The sequence below is a fragment of the Candidatus Binatia bacterium genome (genome assembly GCA_029248525.1).
Lineage (GTDB): Bacteria > Desulfobacterota > Binatia > UBA12015 > UBA12015 > UBA12015.
Genome location: JAQWJE010000039.1, coordinates 58,558 through 74,574, shown reverse-complemented (window position 1 = coordinate 74,574; position 16,017 = coordinate 58,558). Strand labels below are relative to the sequence as shown.

Here is a 16,017-nt window from a genome sequence, read left to right as displayed (position 1 = left end):
TTCTTCACGCTCCGAGCAGTCGCTGCAGAATCCAATACACCGAGAGACAACCAATTCCGTAGGCCGGCAACATGTCCACCCATTGGGGACGACGGCGCAAAATAGGTCGCAGCAAGAATCCCGCAACCAGAATGCAGGCAACAAATGCGAGTTGCCCTGCTTCGATTCCCAGGTTGAAGGACAATAACGCCAACGGTAGATCATCTGGCGGCAAACCGATCTCGGCCAGGGCTCCAGCGAAGCCCAGACCATGGAGCAACCCGAAAAGAAACGCCATTCCCCATGGGAATCGTCGCAGGAGCGTCGGCCGAGCCGCCGGCCCCCGAGCAAGTTCGAGAGCCAGAACCAGAATCGAGATCGCGATAAGAACCTCGACTGGTCGGGAGGGAACCTGCGCTATTCCCAGAGACGCCAACGCGAGCGTCACGCTATGCCCGATGGTAAACGAAGTGATCGTCTCGACCAGCACCAGAGGACGCGTTGCCAGAAAGAGCAGGCCCAGAACGAACATGAGATGATCGAGGCCCTCGAGGATATGATCGAACCCGAGACGTAAATAACCCGAAAATACCGATTGCGGCCGTCCCGTCTCCGGAATCCTCCAAATCGGCTGCTCGCTCCGCAGGACGTGCTGAAACACTCGGCCATCGGACAAGGCTACCCGCAGCAAAGCGTCGTTGGAGCCGGCGCCGAGACCACGAACTCCGACTTCCTCACCCGCAAGACCGGCGACACCGCAGTCGATCTGCCATCGGAGCACGATCGCCTCTCCCTCGGGGCTCCCGACGGGGGGAACCAGTTCCTTGCAGGAGGCTGGAAATTCCGGATGAACCTCGGAACCACGGACCCTGAGGGCCGGCACCTTCCATCGGACATCGACGACTCCGTCGGCGACCTCGGTCAATTCCAGAAGCGAGGGGGCGAGCGGATGGGCCTGCGAGACTGCCGTTGGCCCACAAAGAACCGCAAGGAAGAGAAAAACGAACCGGCTCCTAGTCCCGCAAAACAAGGTCAGCCTCCACTTGTCCCCGTTCATCGGGGAAATCAACAAAGATCTTGCCAGCCGACGCCTCTCGCAAGCCCTCGACCATGACGTCCAAACTCGCATCGCGCCGCTCGGAGAGCAGCCGATGCCTGAGCTGATTTCGGACACTTTCCAGCTCGGGCATATGTGAGGACTGCAAATCCGAGATCCGCACCAGGTGCTGACCGTAGGCTGAATCCACCGGGCCGGACCAGGTCCCTGCCGGCAACGTGAAGACTTCGTCGGCGAAACCGGTTCCGAAAGAGGATGCTATCTGCCGACGTGATCGACTTTTGAAGTCTCGACCGAGCGGAAACGGATCACCGCGAGACTCCCACCCGCGGCCGCCATCTTCCCGAACCTGAGTCAACAAACCACGAGCATCCTCATCCAATGTCTCCGGACGGCGGTCACGGCTCAGGAAGATATGCTCGAGACTCAGACGAGCGGGTTCCCGAAACAAGTCCTCGCGAGACGCCATGAAACTTATCAATTCCTCATCGGTCGGCTCCGCCGGGGGCACCAGGATCCCGGACAGTAGACGCATCTTTTCAACCAATGAGCGGCGCACAACCTGATCTCCTTGATCGAGTCGTAATTGCAGGGCCTGCTGGTAGAGTTCTTCGTCCGTCAGTTCGGTCTCATCGGAGACAAACCGCATCTTCCGGATCAGCCAGCCTCTTATGGCTCGATCCCCGACGTCGAGTCCTCGATCGAGCGCCTCGCGGTAGAGAAGTTCGGTATCAATCTCCTGGCGGATCAGTCCGATTTCCTCATCGGGCAGCAAGGCGCGCCCCAGACCTTGAGCCTGGTCGGACCGCAACTGCTCCACATCAATTACAATCGGGCCACGGTCCCTTCGCGTTGGCAAAACGGGATCAGCGAACCAAATCTGTTCCGCGACGAAAAGAAGCAAACCTCCCGCCAGGAAATGCAGGAGCGGGCGTTTATACCAGCGCATGGCTGCAGTCCTCCCCCTGGCCGACTACCCCTTCATCGCAGTGACGATCGCTTTCATCTCGTCCCCGATGCCGTCCGGAATCCGGTAGCCTTCAGGGTCACGAATCTCGCCCCAATGATCGCGTACGTCCTCGGCGGTCGCGCGAGCACCCGGACCGGCAAGCCAGCCCTCGTTCAACCCGATAAAGAACCTCGCAAACCGTCCACCGCCGACGGTGAAGAGCTCATGCGTCGTCTCATTCGCTTCCGACACCAACCATGTGACGAGAGGCGTGACTGTCTCGGGGTGGAGATGCTCCGCCAGAGGCCCCAACAGGTCCTCGGTCATACGAGTTCGCGCCGTCGGTGCAATCGCATTGCTTTTGATATTGTACTTGGCACCCTCCACCGACAAAACGTGCATCAAGCCGACGAGACCCATTTTCGCCGCACCGTAGTTGCTCTGGCCAAAATTCCCCAGAACACCAGCAGCAGAAGAGGTAAAGACAAAGCGTCCGTAGCCATTCTCCTTCATCACCTTGAAGGCGGGCTGAGAGACATAAAATGCGCCCTTCAGATGAACATCGATGACGGCCTCCAGATCAGCCGGTTCGAGTTTGACAAAAGTGCGATCCCGAAGGATCCCTGCGTTGTTAATGACGATATCGCATTTACCGAAGCTATCGACAGCCGTCTGGATAATCGCAGCTCCACCCTCTGGCGTCGCGACGGAATCGTAGTTCGCGACGGCTTCCCCGCCGGCTGCCTTGATTTCGTCCACAGCCTGATCAGCCATGGAACTGCCACCGCCCGTACCATCTGCGGACCCGCCGAGGTCGTTTACGACTACCTTGGCGCCGCGCGAGGCCAAATCCAGAGCGTACGTCTTGCCCAAACCACCGCCAGCACCTGTGATGACTGCAACTCTTCCGTCAAAACGTAAATCACTCATCTGATTCTCCCTCTGGCCCAAACGGGGCTCTTCCTGTCTTGTCAATACTCCAAGCCGGTCTCGGTCTCACCGGATTCGACTTCCGCTTCGGCGCCCTGCCCCAAATCGGGCCGATCGACTCAACACCGATCCCTCCGATGCCGCGGAATACCGCGGCCGGTCGCGCGCCATGGCGTTTTCTCTCCTCTTTTGACAACCTGCCCGCGTTCTATTTTGCAACTCGATCCGGGAACCAATGGAAACCGAGCAAGGCGTAGTGCGTGTCGAGGCCTGCGTTCTGGTCGTAAATCCGGGCATTCGACATATGGCGATATTGATAGGAAAGACTCACCGCGGTCTCGGCGGTCACAAACCATTGAAAACCTGCGCGGACCGACTCACTGAACTGGAACCCGCCGCCGGTACCGACCTGCCGCAGGCCGGTGACCATAATCCCGCCACTCAGGTCGACAAAAGGGACCAGTGATTGCCCGCCATCGAAGGCCACCCGAAGACCGACAGGATTGACTCCCGCCTCCACAGTGTTTCGCTGGCCGACAATCGGAGCCACCCATGCCTCCAGCAGCCATTCAACGCGAATGGGCGTTTCCCTCAGCGGTTTCTCGAAAATCTCCGGCAAACGCAGGCCTATTTCGACCTGAACGGGCACCATCACGGCCTCGATTCGCTCCGAGACGCCCCCGCCCAGCGTCACTCCATAAAACCGGATCCACCCGCCGGCAGCTTCGGTGGCGAGCAAAAGCGCCCAAACAACCACCCCTCCCTGCCAAAATCGTCTCACCAGCCGTCGGGACGCACCCATCCCTGCGCCGTAGCGTGCCCGCCGAGCCAGAACAAACACGCGAAACCCGGATTCGGAGACTTTTCGGGATTTCCCATAGTTCCGCTAATAGTGGGTGGCCTCCGGGAGTGCGTTTTGGTTATAACCCTCTATTGTCGCGGCTCCGACCGCCGAGCACGCCATTTGGAAGGAAATTTTGACCATGAGCGAACTTATTGAGCAAAACCGTCCCGGAACCGTGAACGCCCACGCAGACAAATGGGTCAAGGACATGGCCGCCATGACCCAACCAGACCAGGTCTATTGGGTTGACGGTTCGGAAAGCGAGCGAGAACGTCTGACCCAGCTGGCTGTGGACGAGGGGATTCTCATCCCGCTCAACGCCGAAAAACGCCCCAATTCCTACCTCCACCGCTCCGACCCCAAAGACGTCGCCCGAGTCGAGCATCTCACCTTCATTTGCTCCGAGAAGGAAGAAGGAGCCGGCCCGACCAACAATTGGATGGCTCCGGCTGCCGCCTACGAAAAGCTCGGCAAGTTATTTGACGGCTCCATGCGCGGGCGCACCATGTACGTCATTCCCTACTCGATGGGTCCGGTGGGCTCCCCGATGGCAAAGATCGGGCTCGAGATCACCGACTCAGTCTACGTGGTCTTGAATATGCGGATCATGACCCGAATGGGAACGGCCGCACTTACCACTCTGGGAGACTCCAATGATTTCAACCGAGGACTGCACTCGACCCTCGATCTGGATCCCGAAAAGCGGTTCATCTGCCATTTCCCCGAGGACAACACCATCTGGTCCTGCGGTTCCGGCTATGGCGGCAACGTTCTTCTCGGCAAGAAGTGTCTCGCACTGCGCATCGGATCCTACCTCGGCAGTCAGGAGGGCTGGCTTGCCGAGCATATGCTGATTCTCGGTGTCGAAAGTCCGGAAGGCGAAACCACTTACGTGGCCGCTGCCTTCCCGAGCGCCTGCGGCAAGACAAACTTCGCCATGATGGTACCGCCCAAGGAATTCGCCGGCTGGAAGATCTGGACCGTGGGCGATGATATCGCCTGGATGCGTGTCGGCCCCGACGGTCGGCTCTGGGCGATCAACCCCGAGAATGGGTACTTTGGCGTCGCTCCGGGGACAAGCGAAAAGTCCAACCCGAATGCTCTGGAATGTGTCCGACGCGACACCCTCTTCACCAACGTCGCCATGACACCGGACGGCGATATCTGGTGGGAAGGCATGGATGGAGAGGTCCCTGAAGAACTCACGGATTGGCAAGGAAACCCTTGGAAAAAAGGGTCCGACAGCAAGGCCGCTCACCCCAATAGCCGCTTTACAGCGCCCATGAAAAACAATCCGGTCCTCTCAGCCAAGGCTGACGCCCCCGAGGGAGTCCCCATTTCGGCGATCATCTTCGGCGGCCGACGCAGCACAACCGTACCTCTGGTCATGGAAAGCGGCAGCTGGGCCCGCGGCGTCTACCTCGGCGCCACGATGGGCAGCGAGACCACAGCTGCGGCCACCGGCGCTGTCGGCGTCGTGCGACGAGATCCCATGGCCATGTTGCCTTTCTGCGGATACAATATGGGGAACTACCTGAAGCATTGGCTGTCGATGGAAAAAGCCATCGAGAATCCGCCCAAGATCTTTCAGGTCAACTGGTTCCGCCAGGACGGTGACGGGAAATTCACGTGGCCGGGTTTCGGCGAAAATATGCGCGTTTTGAAGTGGATCATCGATCGAGCCACTGGCAGCGTTGGCGGGCAGGACACCGCTCTTGGTGTCGTGCCGGAACCTGGTGCCATCGACCTCACCGGCACCGACGTCTCCGAGGAAGCGATTGCCGAGCTCACGGCCATTGATGCCGAAGCCTGGAAAGCGGAACTGGACCTGCAAAGCGAACTTTTTGCCAAACTCGAACAGACCATGCCCTCCGAGTTGGTCGAATTGCGAGACCATCTGACCAAGGCATTAGGCTGAGTTCGAGACACCGGCCGTTCAGGGGTGCCCATCTCGGGCACCCCTTTTTTTTTGCCGAAGGCCACCATCTCCGCTTGCGTATTTGCCGAGGTGACGAAAAAAAAGAGAATGCGCACGATGCAATTCCAAAGCGAGACAGCGCTCGCTCGCCAGGCCAACTTCCAGCCTGGCCCGAAGGAGACTTCTGTTGGCTAATCCATCCGTCCTTGCGATCGATCTGGGCACGACAAACCTGAAACTGGGTCTTGTCGATATTGAAGGCACACTTCTGGCAAGCGCCGAACGCGCCGTGGAAACTCTGGCAACTGGTCCGGACCTCTTCGAGCAAGACCCGGTGGCTCTGTGGGATATGGTCGTCTCGGCGGCCGCATCCATGGTCCGCGAAGCCGGTGGGCCAGCGTCCGATATCCGCGCTGTTCAGTGCTCCAGCCAGTTCTTCTCCCTGATACCGGTGGACGAACGTGGCGCGGCTACGTCGAAAATGAAATTGTGGATGTCGCGACGAGGAGCGCCCTATGCGCAAAAACTGCTGCAGGAAACGCCGGATGCTCTTCTCCGTTTTCTGGACATCCACGGTGCGATTCCTTTCGGTAACGACTCGCTATCTCATGCCCTCTACCTCCGCGAGGAATGTCCGGACGTATGGGCTCGGACCCGTGCACTTCTCGAGCCGGCCGATTTCCTGACCCTGAAGTTCAGCGGTCAGATCGCCACCAATCTCTGCAGCGCGTTTCCCCTGATGCTCACCGACAACCGATCGATCCCGGCAGGCACCTGGAGCCCCGAGCTCCTGAAACTCGCCGGCGTATCCGCCGACCATCTGGCACCCATGCATCCTGTCGAAGCATCGGTAGGTCCGATAAAATCCTCGGTAGCGCAATCGACAGGTCTTCCGGAAAACATTCCCATATTCGGCGGCATCAACGACACCCAGGCCGTGACCATGGGCGCTGGAGCCTTCCGACCCGGACACGGCGGGCTCAACATCGGCACGACAATTCAGGTTCTGGGGAACGCGCCTTCCAAAATGACGGATATTGAGAGCCAAACCGTGAGTATGCCGAGTCCCCTGCCGGGTGAGTATATGGCGATGGGCGAGTGCGGCCTCGGGGGGCGCCTTCTGGAACACTACCTCCACAATCTGGTGCATGCGGAAGACCACCTGGCCGACCATCGCAGCAGTGATCCATTTGCGGCCCTGGAGAGAGCGGTTGCGGCGGAACCAGCCGGCAGCGGCAAGCTGCTCTACTTACCATGGCTCAGCGGCGCCATGGCTCCGCTAGAGTCGGCAAATGCTCGCGGCGGATTTTTGAATATGAATCTCGGCACGACCCGCCCGCGAATGCTACGATCGGTGTTGGAGGGCATCGGGTTTCAACTTCGATGGATGCAACCCTATGTTGAAAAATTCTCACAGCAGCCGTGGACGACGATTACCTTCTCTGGTGGTGGCGCCCGCTCGCCGGTCTGGGCCGGGATCCTCGCCGACATCCTGGATCGCCCCATCCATCGAATCGACAACGCGCGACAGACCAACACGCGCGGCGCTGCTTTTCTGGCGTTTCTACGATTGGGACTCCTCGACCGCGACGCCCTCGACGACTTTCGCCCCATCGCCGAGATCCATCAACCTCAGAGCGCCCACCGCAGAATATACGACGGACTTTTCAATGCTTGGCAAAAAGCATTCGAAGCCAACGCACCGGTCTTCGACCTCCTGCAGAGTCTCGAAACCGAAACCACGGAGCTATAATCATGGCCGACTATTACCCCTACGCTGATAAATACCCGGTGAATCGAAATATGCCGGCGAACGGGCGCCCTCGCGAAGAGATCCTCGCCGAACTCAAGGAGATCGCCATGGCCGAGGACGGCTTCTGGCAGACCGGCCAATGCTCCGGAACCATGTACTGCGGCGATATGGACCACTATGCCTTCATGAGCCAAGCCTCCGGCCTCTATGCGCACGTCAACATCCTCCAGAGAGACATCTGTCCCAGTGCAACGAGGTTCGAGGGTGAAATCATCGCCATGACCCTGGATATGTTGCACGGCGATCAGGCAGAGGACGCATGTGGATCAACGACCTCCGGTGGTTCGGAGAGTATTCTCAGCGCCGTCCTTGCTTATCGCGAGTGGGGATTGGCTCATAAGGGAATCGAGAAGCCCGAAATGATCCTGCCGGAAACGGCCCATGTTGCGTTTCGCAAGGCAGCCCACCTGTTTGGATTTCAGGTTCATCTCGCGCCGGTCGATTCCGAAACCACGCAGGTCGACATCGATTTCGTGCGAGACCATATCGGTCCCAATACCGTCATGATTGTCGGGTCAGCCTGTAACTATGGCTATGGCACCATCGATGCGATCGACGAACTCTCGAAGTTGGCCGTCGAGCACGAAATCGGTCTTCATGTTGACGCCTGCCTCGGCGGCTTTATTCTGCCGTGGGGCGAAGAACTCGGCTACGATATCGCGGTCTTCGACTTCCGATTGCCGGGAGTCACAACCATCTCTGCCGACAGTCATAAATATGGATATGGCCCGAAGGGCTCCTCGGTTCTGGCGTTCCGAAACAAGGAGCTTCGCCGCGGGCTCTACTTCATGCAACAGGAGTGGTCGGGAGGAAAATACTTCTCCCCGGGAATCGCCGGGAGTCGACCCGGCGGCGTCATCGCCGCCACCTGGGCATCTATGGTCAGCTTGGGGCGCGAAGGATACCTTCGCTACGCCAAAGCTATATTCGGTACCGCCTTCGCGATGCAGGACTTGATCCGCTCCCACCCCGAACTTCAGATCGTCGGCAAGCCGAGCTTCTGTTTCTCATTTTTCTCGAAGGATTTCGACATCTACCTCCTGAACGACTTCATGCGTGAGCGGGGCTGGCGCTTTAACGGCCAACAGCACCCCAATGCTCTCCATATGTGCGTCACCCGACCGCAAACTCAGGAAGGCATCACCGAGAAATTGGCAGTCGACCTCGCCGAAGCAGTCGACTACGCGAAAGCTCATCGTGACGAGGAAGCGAAGTCAGGCGCGGTATATGGAGGTATGCCCAAGGGGGTACCCGCGATCACCAATGCGATTCGCGACGTGATGACCGGCATGCTGGATGCCCAACAGGACGTGCCACCGGAATAAAAAAAGGAGTGGCCGGGCTGTTGCCCGACCACTCCTGATTTTTCGTTCGTGCGAGAGCAGGTCTAACCGACGGCTCGCATGGTTCGGAGATGCTCCGAGGCGGGAAAACGCTCGAATACCGAAAGGATATCCTCTTTTGAGACGTTGAACGTCGCGCCATTTTCCGGAACGGCTTCGTCTCGACACCACTGCGGGAGATCGTTCTGATCGCGAGTGAATCCGGCTTTCTCATCGAATGCCCACTCGTCCACGAGGCATTGCCAGCCCATATCGGCCGCGGCCTCGAACGAGATCTCCTCTCCATACATGGCTCCGTAGAGCTCTCGGATATCGTCAATCTTGGGCTGCTGGAACTGGCAGAACCCGCTCGAATCACAGAGTGCATTCACCAACTGCGCTTCCTGCGAAGCATGCGCTTCGGAAAGCCCCTCGGGGACCATGATCAGGAGACCGGCCGTATGGTCCGCGCCCATAGAGCTCGTCGCATAGGTGACGCCGGTAGCGTTCAGGGTGCGAGGCTCCCAAGCGGGAATACCTTGACCTCGGATAGCCGGCACACGCTCGATCCCGAACATTTTTGCTACCGCGCAGACTCCCTGCCCGACGGCTTCCGCCAAAGGATCTCCCTTGTCGATTTTCTCCATCAAGGCGACGGCGCCTTCACCGTCGCCCCACTCGAGCTGGCCGGCTTCCATCGCCATGCCGATCGCCCCGCCGGTTTCAATCGTATCGAGCCCCAATTCGTCGCACAGGCGGTCCATACGGGCAACGATATCAAGATCTCCGATTTCGCAATTGGAGCCGCAAAGCGCGAGCGTCTCGAACTCCAGAGCTGAGGTCACGTATTTGCCATCCGGGCCGTGCACCACGTTGGAGCAGCTGACGATACAACCCGTCATGCAATGGTGCATCCCGCCACCACGTTCTTCGAAGTTTTCCTGAATCCGTGCACCATCGAGCGCATCCGAATGCTCGAAAGACATGCGCGTCCGATTCTTGGTCGGGAGGGTGCCCAACATATTGGCGACCGGCAACGTCGTCGACGTGCCAGTTTTGAAAATTTGAGGACCATCCGCGTGCTCTTTGGTAATCCGCTTCACGGTCGCCTTGAAAGCGGGCATATCGGCCGGCATGCGGGCCTTGCTTCCAGTGTCATCCACGACGAGAGCCTTGAGCCCCTTCACGCCCAATGCGGCACCGAGTCCGCCGCGCGCCGCATGGCGTGCCGGGTGGGTGGCGCCTTCATCTGTCAAGGCAACGCTGGCACCCGACAATCCCAACTCCCCGGCGGGGCCGACCAACAGATAGACCGCTCGCTTGGGGTGGGTTTCCTGCAACTTTTCACTGGCAGCGTAGGTCCGGAGCATCTTCAACTCCGGAGCTTCGACCATCGAATAGCCTTCCTTGTCGACAACAACCTTGTAGCGTTTCTCCGGATCGGGAGCCTTGCCCGTGATAATGGCGGCACGGTAGCCCATACGGGCCAATTTCTGCCCAGCCTGGCCTCCGGAGTTCGCCTCCTTGATCCCGCCGGTCAAAGGGCTTTTTCCGCCCACGCTCATGCGGCCCGACGTTGGAGCCACCGAACCCGAAAGCATACCCGGCGCCAAAACGACGACATTATCCGGGCCAAGAGGATCACATTTCGGATCGCATTCCTTGAGGAGAATCTTGGCGGACAGCGCCCGCCCGCCGAGATATTTCCACTCCTCGGGAAACGGCTCATCGGAAACCTCAAGCTTGGTCATGTCGATCCGCAGCAACTTCTCTTCCATTTCAAAGACCTCCAATACAAAAAAATACGGACAGCTCGGCTGGCCGGGACGGCCGCCAGAGTGTCAAAAAAGAGTGTAAATAAACGGTGCCAGCCATGGTGACGATGCCGCCACAACCAGTAAACCCCCCACCGCCAAAAGCGCTACAAGCACCGGTAGCATATACCAATGACCGCGCCTTACAAACGCTAAAAACAGCTCGAGCATGACCGACAAACGCCCACGAAGGTAGAAGCCTGCCAGAATCAGCACCGCCGTGAGAACAAGCAGGGGCACCACGGATTGGACTCGCAGCGGCAAAAGCCCCACCAGCCAACTCCCGCCGGCCAGAACGCTTACGACGCAAAGCAGCAAACAGGCAACCGCGCCGTAGCTCCCGCCCAGACCCGAATCGGGAAATCGTCGTCGGAAAAGTGTTCCCAGAGCGAACCACACCAGAATCGCCCAAAGCCAACCCGGCGGGCTCCCCACCGGGCCGGCTACCCGAATATTGTCCTGGATCGAGGCTGTCGGCGCCCCCCCGGAGCCGCGGCCACCGAGAAATTCCGGTGCCAGCAGCCGAGTCGCCAGCGCTCCTGCGAGCGCCTGATTACCGGCTGCATTGGTGTGCCAGTCACGGGCGAAATACACCGGCCCGGCGCTCTGAGCCGCCCGCAGGACCGAAAGACCGCCAACCACGGAAAGGCCAGCAGAGCGGGCTGCGGTCACCAAAAATTCATAGGGTCGGTTCGGGCGATAAACATCGCTCCCCATGAAGCCCTCCACCGCACGCAACGAGTCAGCGTCCACCTGGGCCTTGTCGGGAATCACCAGAACCAGCGGCTGCGCGCCCATCGCGGCGCTCAGGGCCGCGAAGGCCTGCAACGCAGCCCGCGTCTCGCCGCGCCCGACCTCGTTCCCCTCGAGGCGGGCGCCCCACTCCGCCGGAAGTCCACTCCCATCCTCCAGAAGCGGCATCGCAGGTCCCGTCCGCCAGCCGGCGATCACGCCGCCGATTGCAGTGGTCCGCAACCACCACGAATCCCGACCCGGATCGATGAGTGCTGCACCTGCCGCAGCGCTTTCCGGATCCCATCGGCCCTGCCCCTGATCCGGGATCCGGGGTTTCGGGTAGCGCAGATATTCCGTCCGCGAGTTCCAGAAAATATCGTTCTCGTAGACCTGCAAAACCACGACGTCGGGTTGGTAGCGACGGCCCTCGGTCGCCAACCAAAGCACTTCCTGATCGGTCGACCAGCCCTCGGTTCCCGCATTCAGGACCTCCGCCGCGATCCCACTCTCGGCAAGTCCCGTCTCGACCAGAAAAGGAATCGATGCCGCTTCCGGAACCGTGTAGCCAAGTGTGAATGAATCCCCGACCATCAAGACGCGGGCGACTCCGCCACGACGTTCGTACGACCACGTTTCCGGGCCCCGGAGCCCCAACGCGTTCGTGCGAACACGAACATCGAATTCCCCCGTCCGTCGACGAATATCCGCACCGGCGACCTTGACCCAACCCACAACAGGGTCGAACCGATGCATCCGGGGCGCCGGTGCCCAGCCAAGGACCCGCAAGAAGCCTTCCAGAACGAGCACCGCCATAGCCCCCGCAACCAACACGGCCAGAAACTGATTCAGCAGACGAAGCATCCGGCTCAGCCCTGCCGACCGGCATCCCGCGGCAGCTCATGGATCGACTCGCGAGGCAAAAACGCAGAATCCTTTGGCCGACGCCGCCGGAGCGGGTCCGAGAAGAGCCGGACGAATAGTGCGACCGGGCCTAGCAGGCCGAAATAGACAACGCCCAGCACCAACCGTCCCATGACTTCACCGAAACGAGCCAGGAAAATCTTGATTGAAGAAATCAATCGCTGTCCCCTGGTCGGGGCCTATCCGACGCGCGATTACCGAAGAAGCCTCGCAACTCAGGGACCCTCTGCCGGGAAAACACAATCCAGCGGCCGGGGCGTGAATGACCCTTCCTTGCACCAGCTCTCAATCGCCAGACGCTGTCGGTTCGCGGCGTCGGCCGCGCCCTGCAATCGGTCGATGTTGTAGGCACGACGGCGTTCACTCAAAGCGAGGCGCGGGGCATCGCCTTCCGCCCAGCGCGCAACGGCCAATGCCTCCAGGTCACGTGCAATCGCTGATGGATCTCCCCGCTGCACATCGATCGCATGGGCTGACGAGAGACCTCGGATCGCAGCGTCCAGTTTACCTTCGTGCAAATCGATAGCGGCAAGATTCCGCAACCGAAGCGCCTCTCCGGCGCGGTTGTTCGCAGCGCGATCGACCGCCAATGCCCGCGCGAGATCTTGCCTTGCAGCCGCAGGATCACCAGCACCGAACCGCAACAAGGCGCGATTATTAAAACCGCTCGCGCGGGTTTCCGGCGTTGCGCCCGGAGTATCGATGGCCTCGCCAAAGCGACGTTCCGCCAAATTCGGATCGCCGGCCAGTCGGGCCAGAGAGCCCAGGTTGTTCGCGGCGGCCGCACGACCGGCTCCATTGCCGAGAACATCCGAAAGCTCATAGGCCTCCGTGAAATCCCGCAGCGACGAGGTCAGCTCGCCCTGTTGCAGACGGAGACTTCCCAGACGGTTGAGTGAAGCAATTATCTCCGCCGTCGAATCGCCTCGGCGGTAGAGATCAAGCGCCTGTTCTTCCAAGCCAATCGCACGGGGCAAGGCGCCCGTTCGGGAGGCCTCGAAGCTCGACTGCTCGAGCGTCCGGGCCTGTCGATGCAAACTCGAAAGGTTGGACGATCTCACCGTCGTACAACCCGACAAGAAGGCGAGAAAAACAAGAATCTGAACATTCGAGTTTTTCATCGAGTTTCCTCGGGCAGCGGGAAACTCTCGCCGACGACCTGTGGCGAGCGCACAACCTCCTGATTCATTTGCCCACGCAGGAAAATGGTTCGACTGGCAGCATTCACCACTTCGTTCGCCTGCCGCACACCCACATTGGCGGTGGCAGCAATCGACGGGAGCGATTCTGAAGCGTCACGAATATTTACCGCAGCTTCCGCCAGATTCGCACTGAACTCCGGCACGCGACCGGCCCCCTCGCGCAACGCAGTGGCCAGGGCTTCCACATCGGCAGAAACCGCGCGAACGGATGCCATTGTCGCGGGGAGTTCTTCTGCGGCCAAACGGACCTCTTCCATGGCCTGAGTGCTCTCGAGAAGAAGAGAACTTGCCTCGTCGAGAATCGTGGAGATCTTCCCGGCCATCTCCTCGGAATTCAGAATCGCACCAGCAGTCCCTTGCCCCGAATCGACCTTCGCCAGCACACTGCTCAGACTCTCGATTGCCTGCATCAGCGGCGACTCCGGTGTCGACAAGCTCCCCGTCACGACCGCAAGGTCGCCGAGAATCTGATCGAGGTTCTCGGCCATCGGCTGCACCTGGTCCAGCATATCGGTCAGACCAATCGGCTCCTCGGTGGTCAGCGCTCCACCGTCAACCAATTCCGGCGCGTCCAGACTACCGACGGTAATCTCGATCGACTTGTCCCCCAACAAACCGACGGAACCGACGCTCGCTACCGAATCCGCGCGGATCTGGGTCGCATAGCGGGCATCAACGTCCAACAGAACTTCCACGAGGGAGGCGGCGGAACCCTCGATTTCCACCGCATCCGAGAGAGGGTCCGCGAAGCGGATCGTGCGCACGGAACCCACGTTGAGACCGGCAACAAAAACCGGGGCGCCGGCCCGCAATCCATTGACGTTCACAAAGGTTGCTCGCAACTCGAAGCGCGGGCGGAAGATCCCCTGCTCGGACCCCAGCACCGCGATCAGAAACACGCCTGCGCTCAAGGCTGCCAGAACGAACAAGCCGACCACAATATCTCTTTTACGTTGCTGAACTTTGGCCATAATTCCTGTCTCAACCGTAGAGGAAAGAACGCAATTTCGGAACCGATGAGTTTCGAATCTCTTCCAGAGTCCCCTCCGCCAGAATCACGCCCTCGTCGATCATCGCCGCCCGGTCGGCGACCTGAAATGCGCATCGAACATCGTGCGTGACAACAATCGAGGTCACCGCACGCTCCGATTTCAGGCGCAAGATCAGGCTGCTGATCGTGTCGGAAGTCAAAGGGTCCAGCCCTGTTGTCGGCTCGTCATAGATCACAATTTCCGGCTCCAGGACAATTGTCCGGCCCAGGCCGACTCGTTTCTGCATACCGCCGGAAAGCTCGCTGGGCATCTTGTCGAAGGCTCCGTCCAATTCGATCCAGCTCAGGACTTCCATTACCCGGTCCACGATCGCCGCTTCGGAGAGTGCCGTGTGCTGCCGCAGTGGAAAGGCAATATTCTCGCCCACGGTCATGGAATCGAAAAGTGCCGCACCCTGAAAGAGAAAACCCGTTTTCAGCCAGACCTTCCGCCACTGATCCTCCGACGCAAATTCCGCCACATTCTCGCCGCTCACCAAAACTCGACCTTGGTCGGGACGTAGTAATCCGACAACCGTACTGACCAAGACCGACTTTCCCGACCCACTCGAGCCCAAAATCACCATGGTCTCCCCGCGCGGCACCTGAAGATCGATGCCCCGCAGAACCTGCCGATCGGTAAACCCCTTGAACACTCCTTCAAATTCGATCGCGTAATCCATGCTCATCAGAAACCCAAGGTCATCAGAATCTGTGTAAGCACGACGTCGCTGACAAAGATCATCAAGGAGGAAACGACGACGGTGGCCGTAGTCGCCCGCCCCACACCCGTCGTCCCCCCGGATGTCTGGAATCCGTAATGAGCCGCGACCGTGCCGATGATCAGACCGAAAATCGCGGATTTTCCGATTCCGGACAGGACATCGCCGACCGTGACGTAGTAAAGAGTCGTATCGATATACGCTGGTACCGGAACACCACCGAGCGTTGTCGTCACGACCAGGCCACCGAAGATCCCGATGAAATCGGAGAGTGCCGTAAGCAGGGGCACCGCGATCAGACAGGCGAGAATTCGAGTCGCCGCAAGATAGCGGTAGGGGTCCACGGCAAGCACCCGCAAAGCGTCGATCTGGCGGGTGACCTGCATGCTGCCCAACTCTGCGCTGATCCCGGACCCAGCCCGACCCGCCACCATCAAGGCGGTCACCACCGGCGCCAACTCACGGGTCAACCCAAGGCCAACTCCGACGGCGGCATATTGAACCACCCCGAATTTCTTCAAGAGAACCATCGTCTGGATCGCCATCACCACGCCCATCGCGAAGGCCGCAACCGCCGTCAATGGCAAAGAACGCGCGCCGACCTCATACACTTGGCCAATCAGGACGGAGCCCGGGACTCCTCGGCGAGCAGCACGCGCGGCTTCACCCAGGAAATGCAGGAGGCTGCCGACAAACTCGACCAGCTCTGTCGCACGTGCGCCCACGCGCGATGCCCAACCGGCAAAGCCGGACGGCTCCAATTCATCCCCTCCCGCCACAG

General features: G+C 59.8%; 13 protein-coding genes and 2 pseudogenes. 3 read left to right on the top strand and 12 right to left on the bottom strand.

Annotation, left to right across the window (positions count from 1 at the left end; all coding sequences use genetic code 11):
- Window positions 1–4: 4 nt before the first annotated feature.
- From P8K07_08475 to P8K07_08460, 4 genes are all read right to left on the bottom strand, one after another.
- The gene (locus P8K07_08475; protein ID MDG1958557.1) at window positions 5–1,036 is read right to left on the bottom strand and encodes a HupE/UreJ family protein; all 1,032 of its coding nucleotides are present in this window, start codon (window positions 1,034–1,036) and stop codon (window positions 5–7) included.
- Window positions 993–1,985, bottom strand: coding sequence for a peptidylprolyl isomerase (locus tag P8K07_08470; GenBank protein ID MDG1958556.1), 993 nt, complete (start codon window positions 1,983–1,985; stop codon window positions 993–995). The genes P8K07_08475 and P8K07_08470 overlap by 44 nt, the downstream gene beginning before the upstream one ends.
- A 24-nt stretch (window positions 1,986–2,009) precedes the next feature.
- Complete coding sequence (locus P8K07_08465; GenBank protein ID MDG1958555.1) at window positions 2,010–2,915, bottom strand: SDR family oxidoreductase; 906 nt, start codon at window positions 2,913–2,915, stop codon at window positions 2,010–2,012.
- 208 nt (window positions 2,916–3,123) lie between these two features.
- Window positions 3,124–3,717 (bottom strand): acyloxyacyl hydrolase, encoded by a 594-nt coding sequence (locus P8K07_08460; protein MDG1958554.1) that lies wholly within the window; start codon window positions 3,715–3,717, stop codon window positions 3,124–3,126.
- Between the two features lie 181 nt (window positions 3,718–3,898).
- Between P8K07_08460 and P8K07_08455 the strand changes: the two are divergent.
- From P8K07_08455 to P8K07_08445, 3 genes and pseudogenes are all read left to right on the top strand, one after another.
- Window positions 3,899–5,659, top strand: a pseudogene (locus P8K07_08455) (phosphoenolpyruvate carboxykinase (GTP)).
- 205 nt (window positions 5,660–5,864) lie between these two features.
- A complete protein-coding gene (locus P8K07_08450; protein MDG1958553.1) occupies window positions 5,865–7,430 on the top strand; it encodes an FGGY-family carbohydrate kinase in 1,566 nt (521 codons plus the stop codon).
- 2 nt (window positions 7,431–7,432) lie between these two features.
- Entirely contained in the window at window positions 7,433–8,815 is a 1,383-nt protein-coding gene (locus tag P8K07_08445) for an aspartate aminotransferase family protein (protein ID MDG1958552.1), read from the top strand.
- A 62-nt stretch (window positions 8,816–8,877) separates the two neighbouring features.
- Here the strand turns inward: P8K07_08445 and P8K07_08440 are convergent, their stop codons facing one another.
- The 8 genes and pseudogenes from P8K07_08440 to P8K07_08405 form a co-directional block, all read right to left on the bottom strand.
- Window positions 8,878–10,590 (bottom strand): aldehyde ferredoxin oxidoreductase C-terminal domain-containing protein, encoded by a 1,713-nt coding sequence (locus P8K07_08440; protein MDG1958551.1) that lies wholly within the window; start codon window positions 10,588–10,590, stop codon window positions 8,878–8,880.
- Between the two features lie 63 nt (window positions 10,591–10,653).
- A complete protein-coding gene (locus P8K07_08435) occupies window positions 10,654–10,797 on the bottom strand; it encodes a DUF5989 family protein (protein MDG1958550.1) in 144 nt (47 codons plus the stop codon).
- A 351-nt stretch (window positions 10,798–11,148) separates the two neighbouring features.
- Window positions 11,149–11,547: pseudogene (locus P8K07_08430) on the bottom strand (hypothetical protein).
- Window positions 11,548–12,227: 680 nt separating this feature from the next.
- A complete protein-coding gene (locus P8K07_08425; GenBank protein ID MDG1958549.1) occupies window positions 12,228–12,440 on the bottom strand; it encodes a hypothetical protein in 213 nt (70 codons plus the stop codon).
- A gap of 57 nt (window positions 12,441–12,497) precedes the next feature.
- Window positions 12,498–13,403: a tetratricopeptide repeat protein gene (locus P8K07_08420; protein MDG1958548.1), complete on the bottom strand. Its 906-nt coding sequence runs from the start codon at window positions 13,401–13,403 to the stop codon at window positions 12,498–12,500.
- The gene (locus P8K07_08415) at window positions 13,400–14,455 is read right to left on the bottom strand and encodes an MlaD family protein (protein MDG1958547.1); all 1,056 of its coding nucleotides are present in this window, start codon (window positions 14,453–14,455) and stop codon (window positions 13,400–13,402) included. The genes P8K07_08420 and P8K07_08415 overlap by 4 nt, the downstream gene beginning before the upstream one ends.
- 10 nt (window positions 14,456–14,465) lie before the next feature.
- Window positions 14,466–15,203, bottom strand: coding sequence for an ABC transporter ATP-binding protein (locus P8K07_08410; protein MDG1958546.1), 738 nt, complete (start codon window positions 15,201–15,203; stop codon window positions 14,466–14,468).
- Window positions 15,203–16,015 carry an ABC transporter permease gene (locus P8K07_08405; protein ID MDG1958545.1) on the bottom strand — a complete coding sequence of 271 codons (813 nt, stop codon included), beginning with the start codon at window positions 16,013–16,015 and terminating at the stop codon, window positions 15,203–15,205. The genes P8K07_08410 and P8K07_08405 overlap by 1 nt, the downstream gene beginning before the upstream one ends.
- Window positions 16,016–16,017: the final 2 nt, after the last annotated feature.

Coding starts and splice junctions, on each gene's coding strand:
- P8K07_08460 (MDG1958554.1), bottom strand. CDS start 3,717: ATGGGTGCGTCCCGACGGCTGGTGAGACGATTTTGGCAGGGAGGGGTG.
- P8K07_08470 (MDG1958556.1), bottom strand. CDS start 1,985: ATGCGCTGGTATAAACGCCCGCTCCTGCATTTCCTGGCGGGAGGTTTG.
- P8K07_08440 (MDG1958551.1), bottom strand. CDS start 10,590: ATGGAAGAGAAGTTGCTGCGGATCGACATGACCAAGCTTGAGGTTTCC.
- P8K07_08410 (MDG1958546.1), bottom strand. CDS start 15,203: ATGAGCATGGATTACGCGATCGAATTTGAAGGAGTGTTCAAGGGGTTT.
- P8K07_08445 (MDG1958552.1), top strand. CDS start 7,433: ATGGCCGACTATTACCCCTACGCTGATAAATACCCGGTGAATCGAAAT.
- P8K07_08415 (MDG1958547.1), bottom strand. CDS start 14,455: ATGGCCAAAGTTCAGCAACGTAAAAGAGATATTGTGGTCGGCTTGTTC.
- P8K07_08420 (MDG1958548.1), bottom strand. CDS start 13,403: ATGAAAAACTCGAATGTTCAGATTCTTGTTTTTCTCGCCTTCTTGTCG.
- P8K07_08465 (MDG1958555.1), bottom strand. CDS start 2,915: ATGAGTGATTTACGTTTTGACGGAAGAGTTGCAGTCATCACAGGTGCT.
- P8K07_08475 (MDG1958557.1), bottom strand. CDS start 1,036: ATGAACGGGGACAAGTGGAGGCTGACCTTGTTTTGCGGGACTAGGAGC.
- P8K07_08435 (MDG1958550.1), bottom strand. CDS start 10,797: ATGCTCGAGCTGTTTTTAGCGTTTGTAAGGCGCGGTCATTGGTATATG.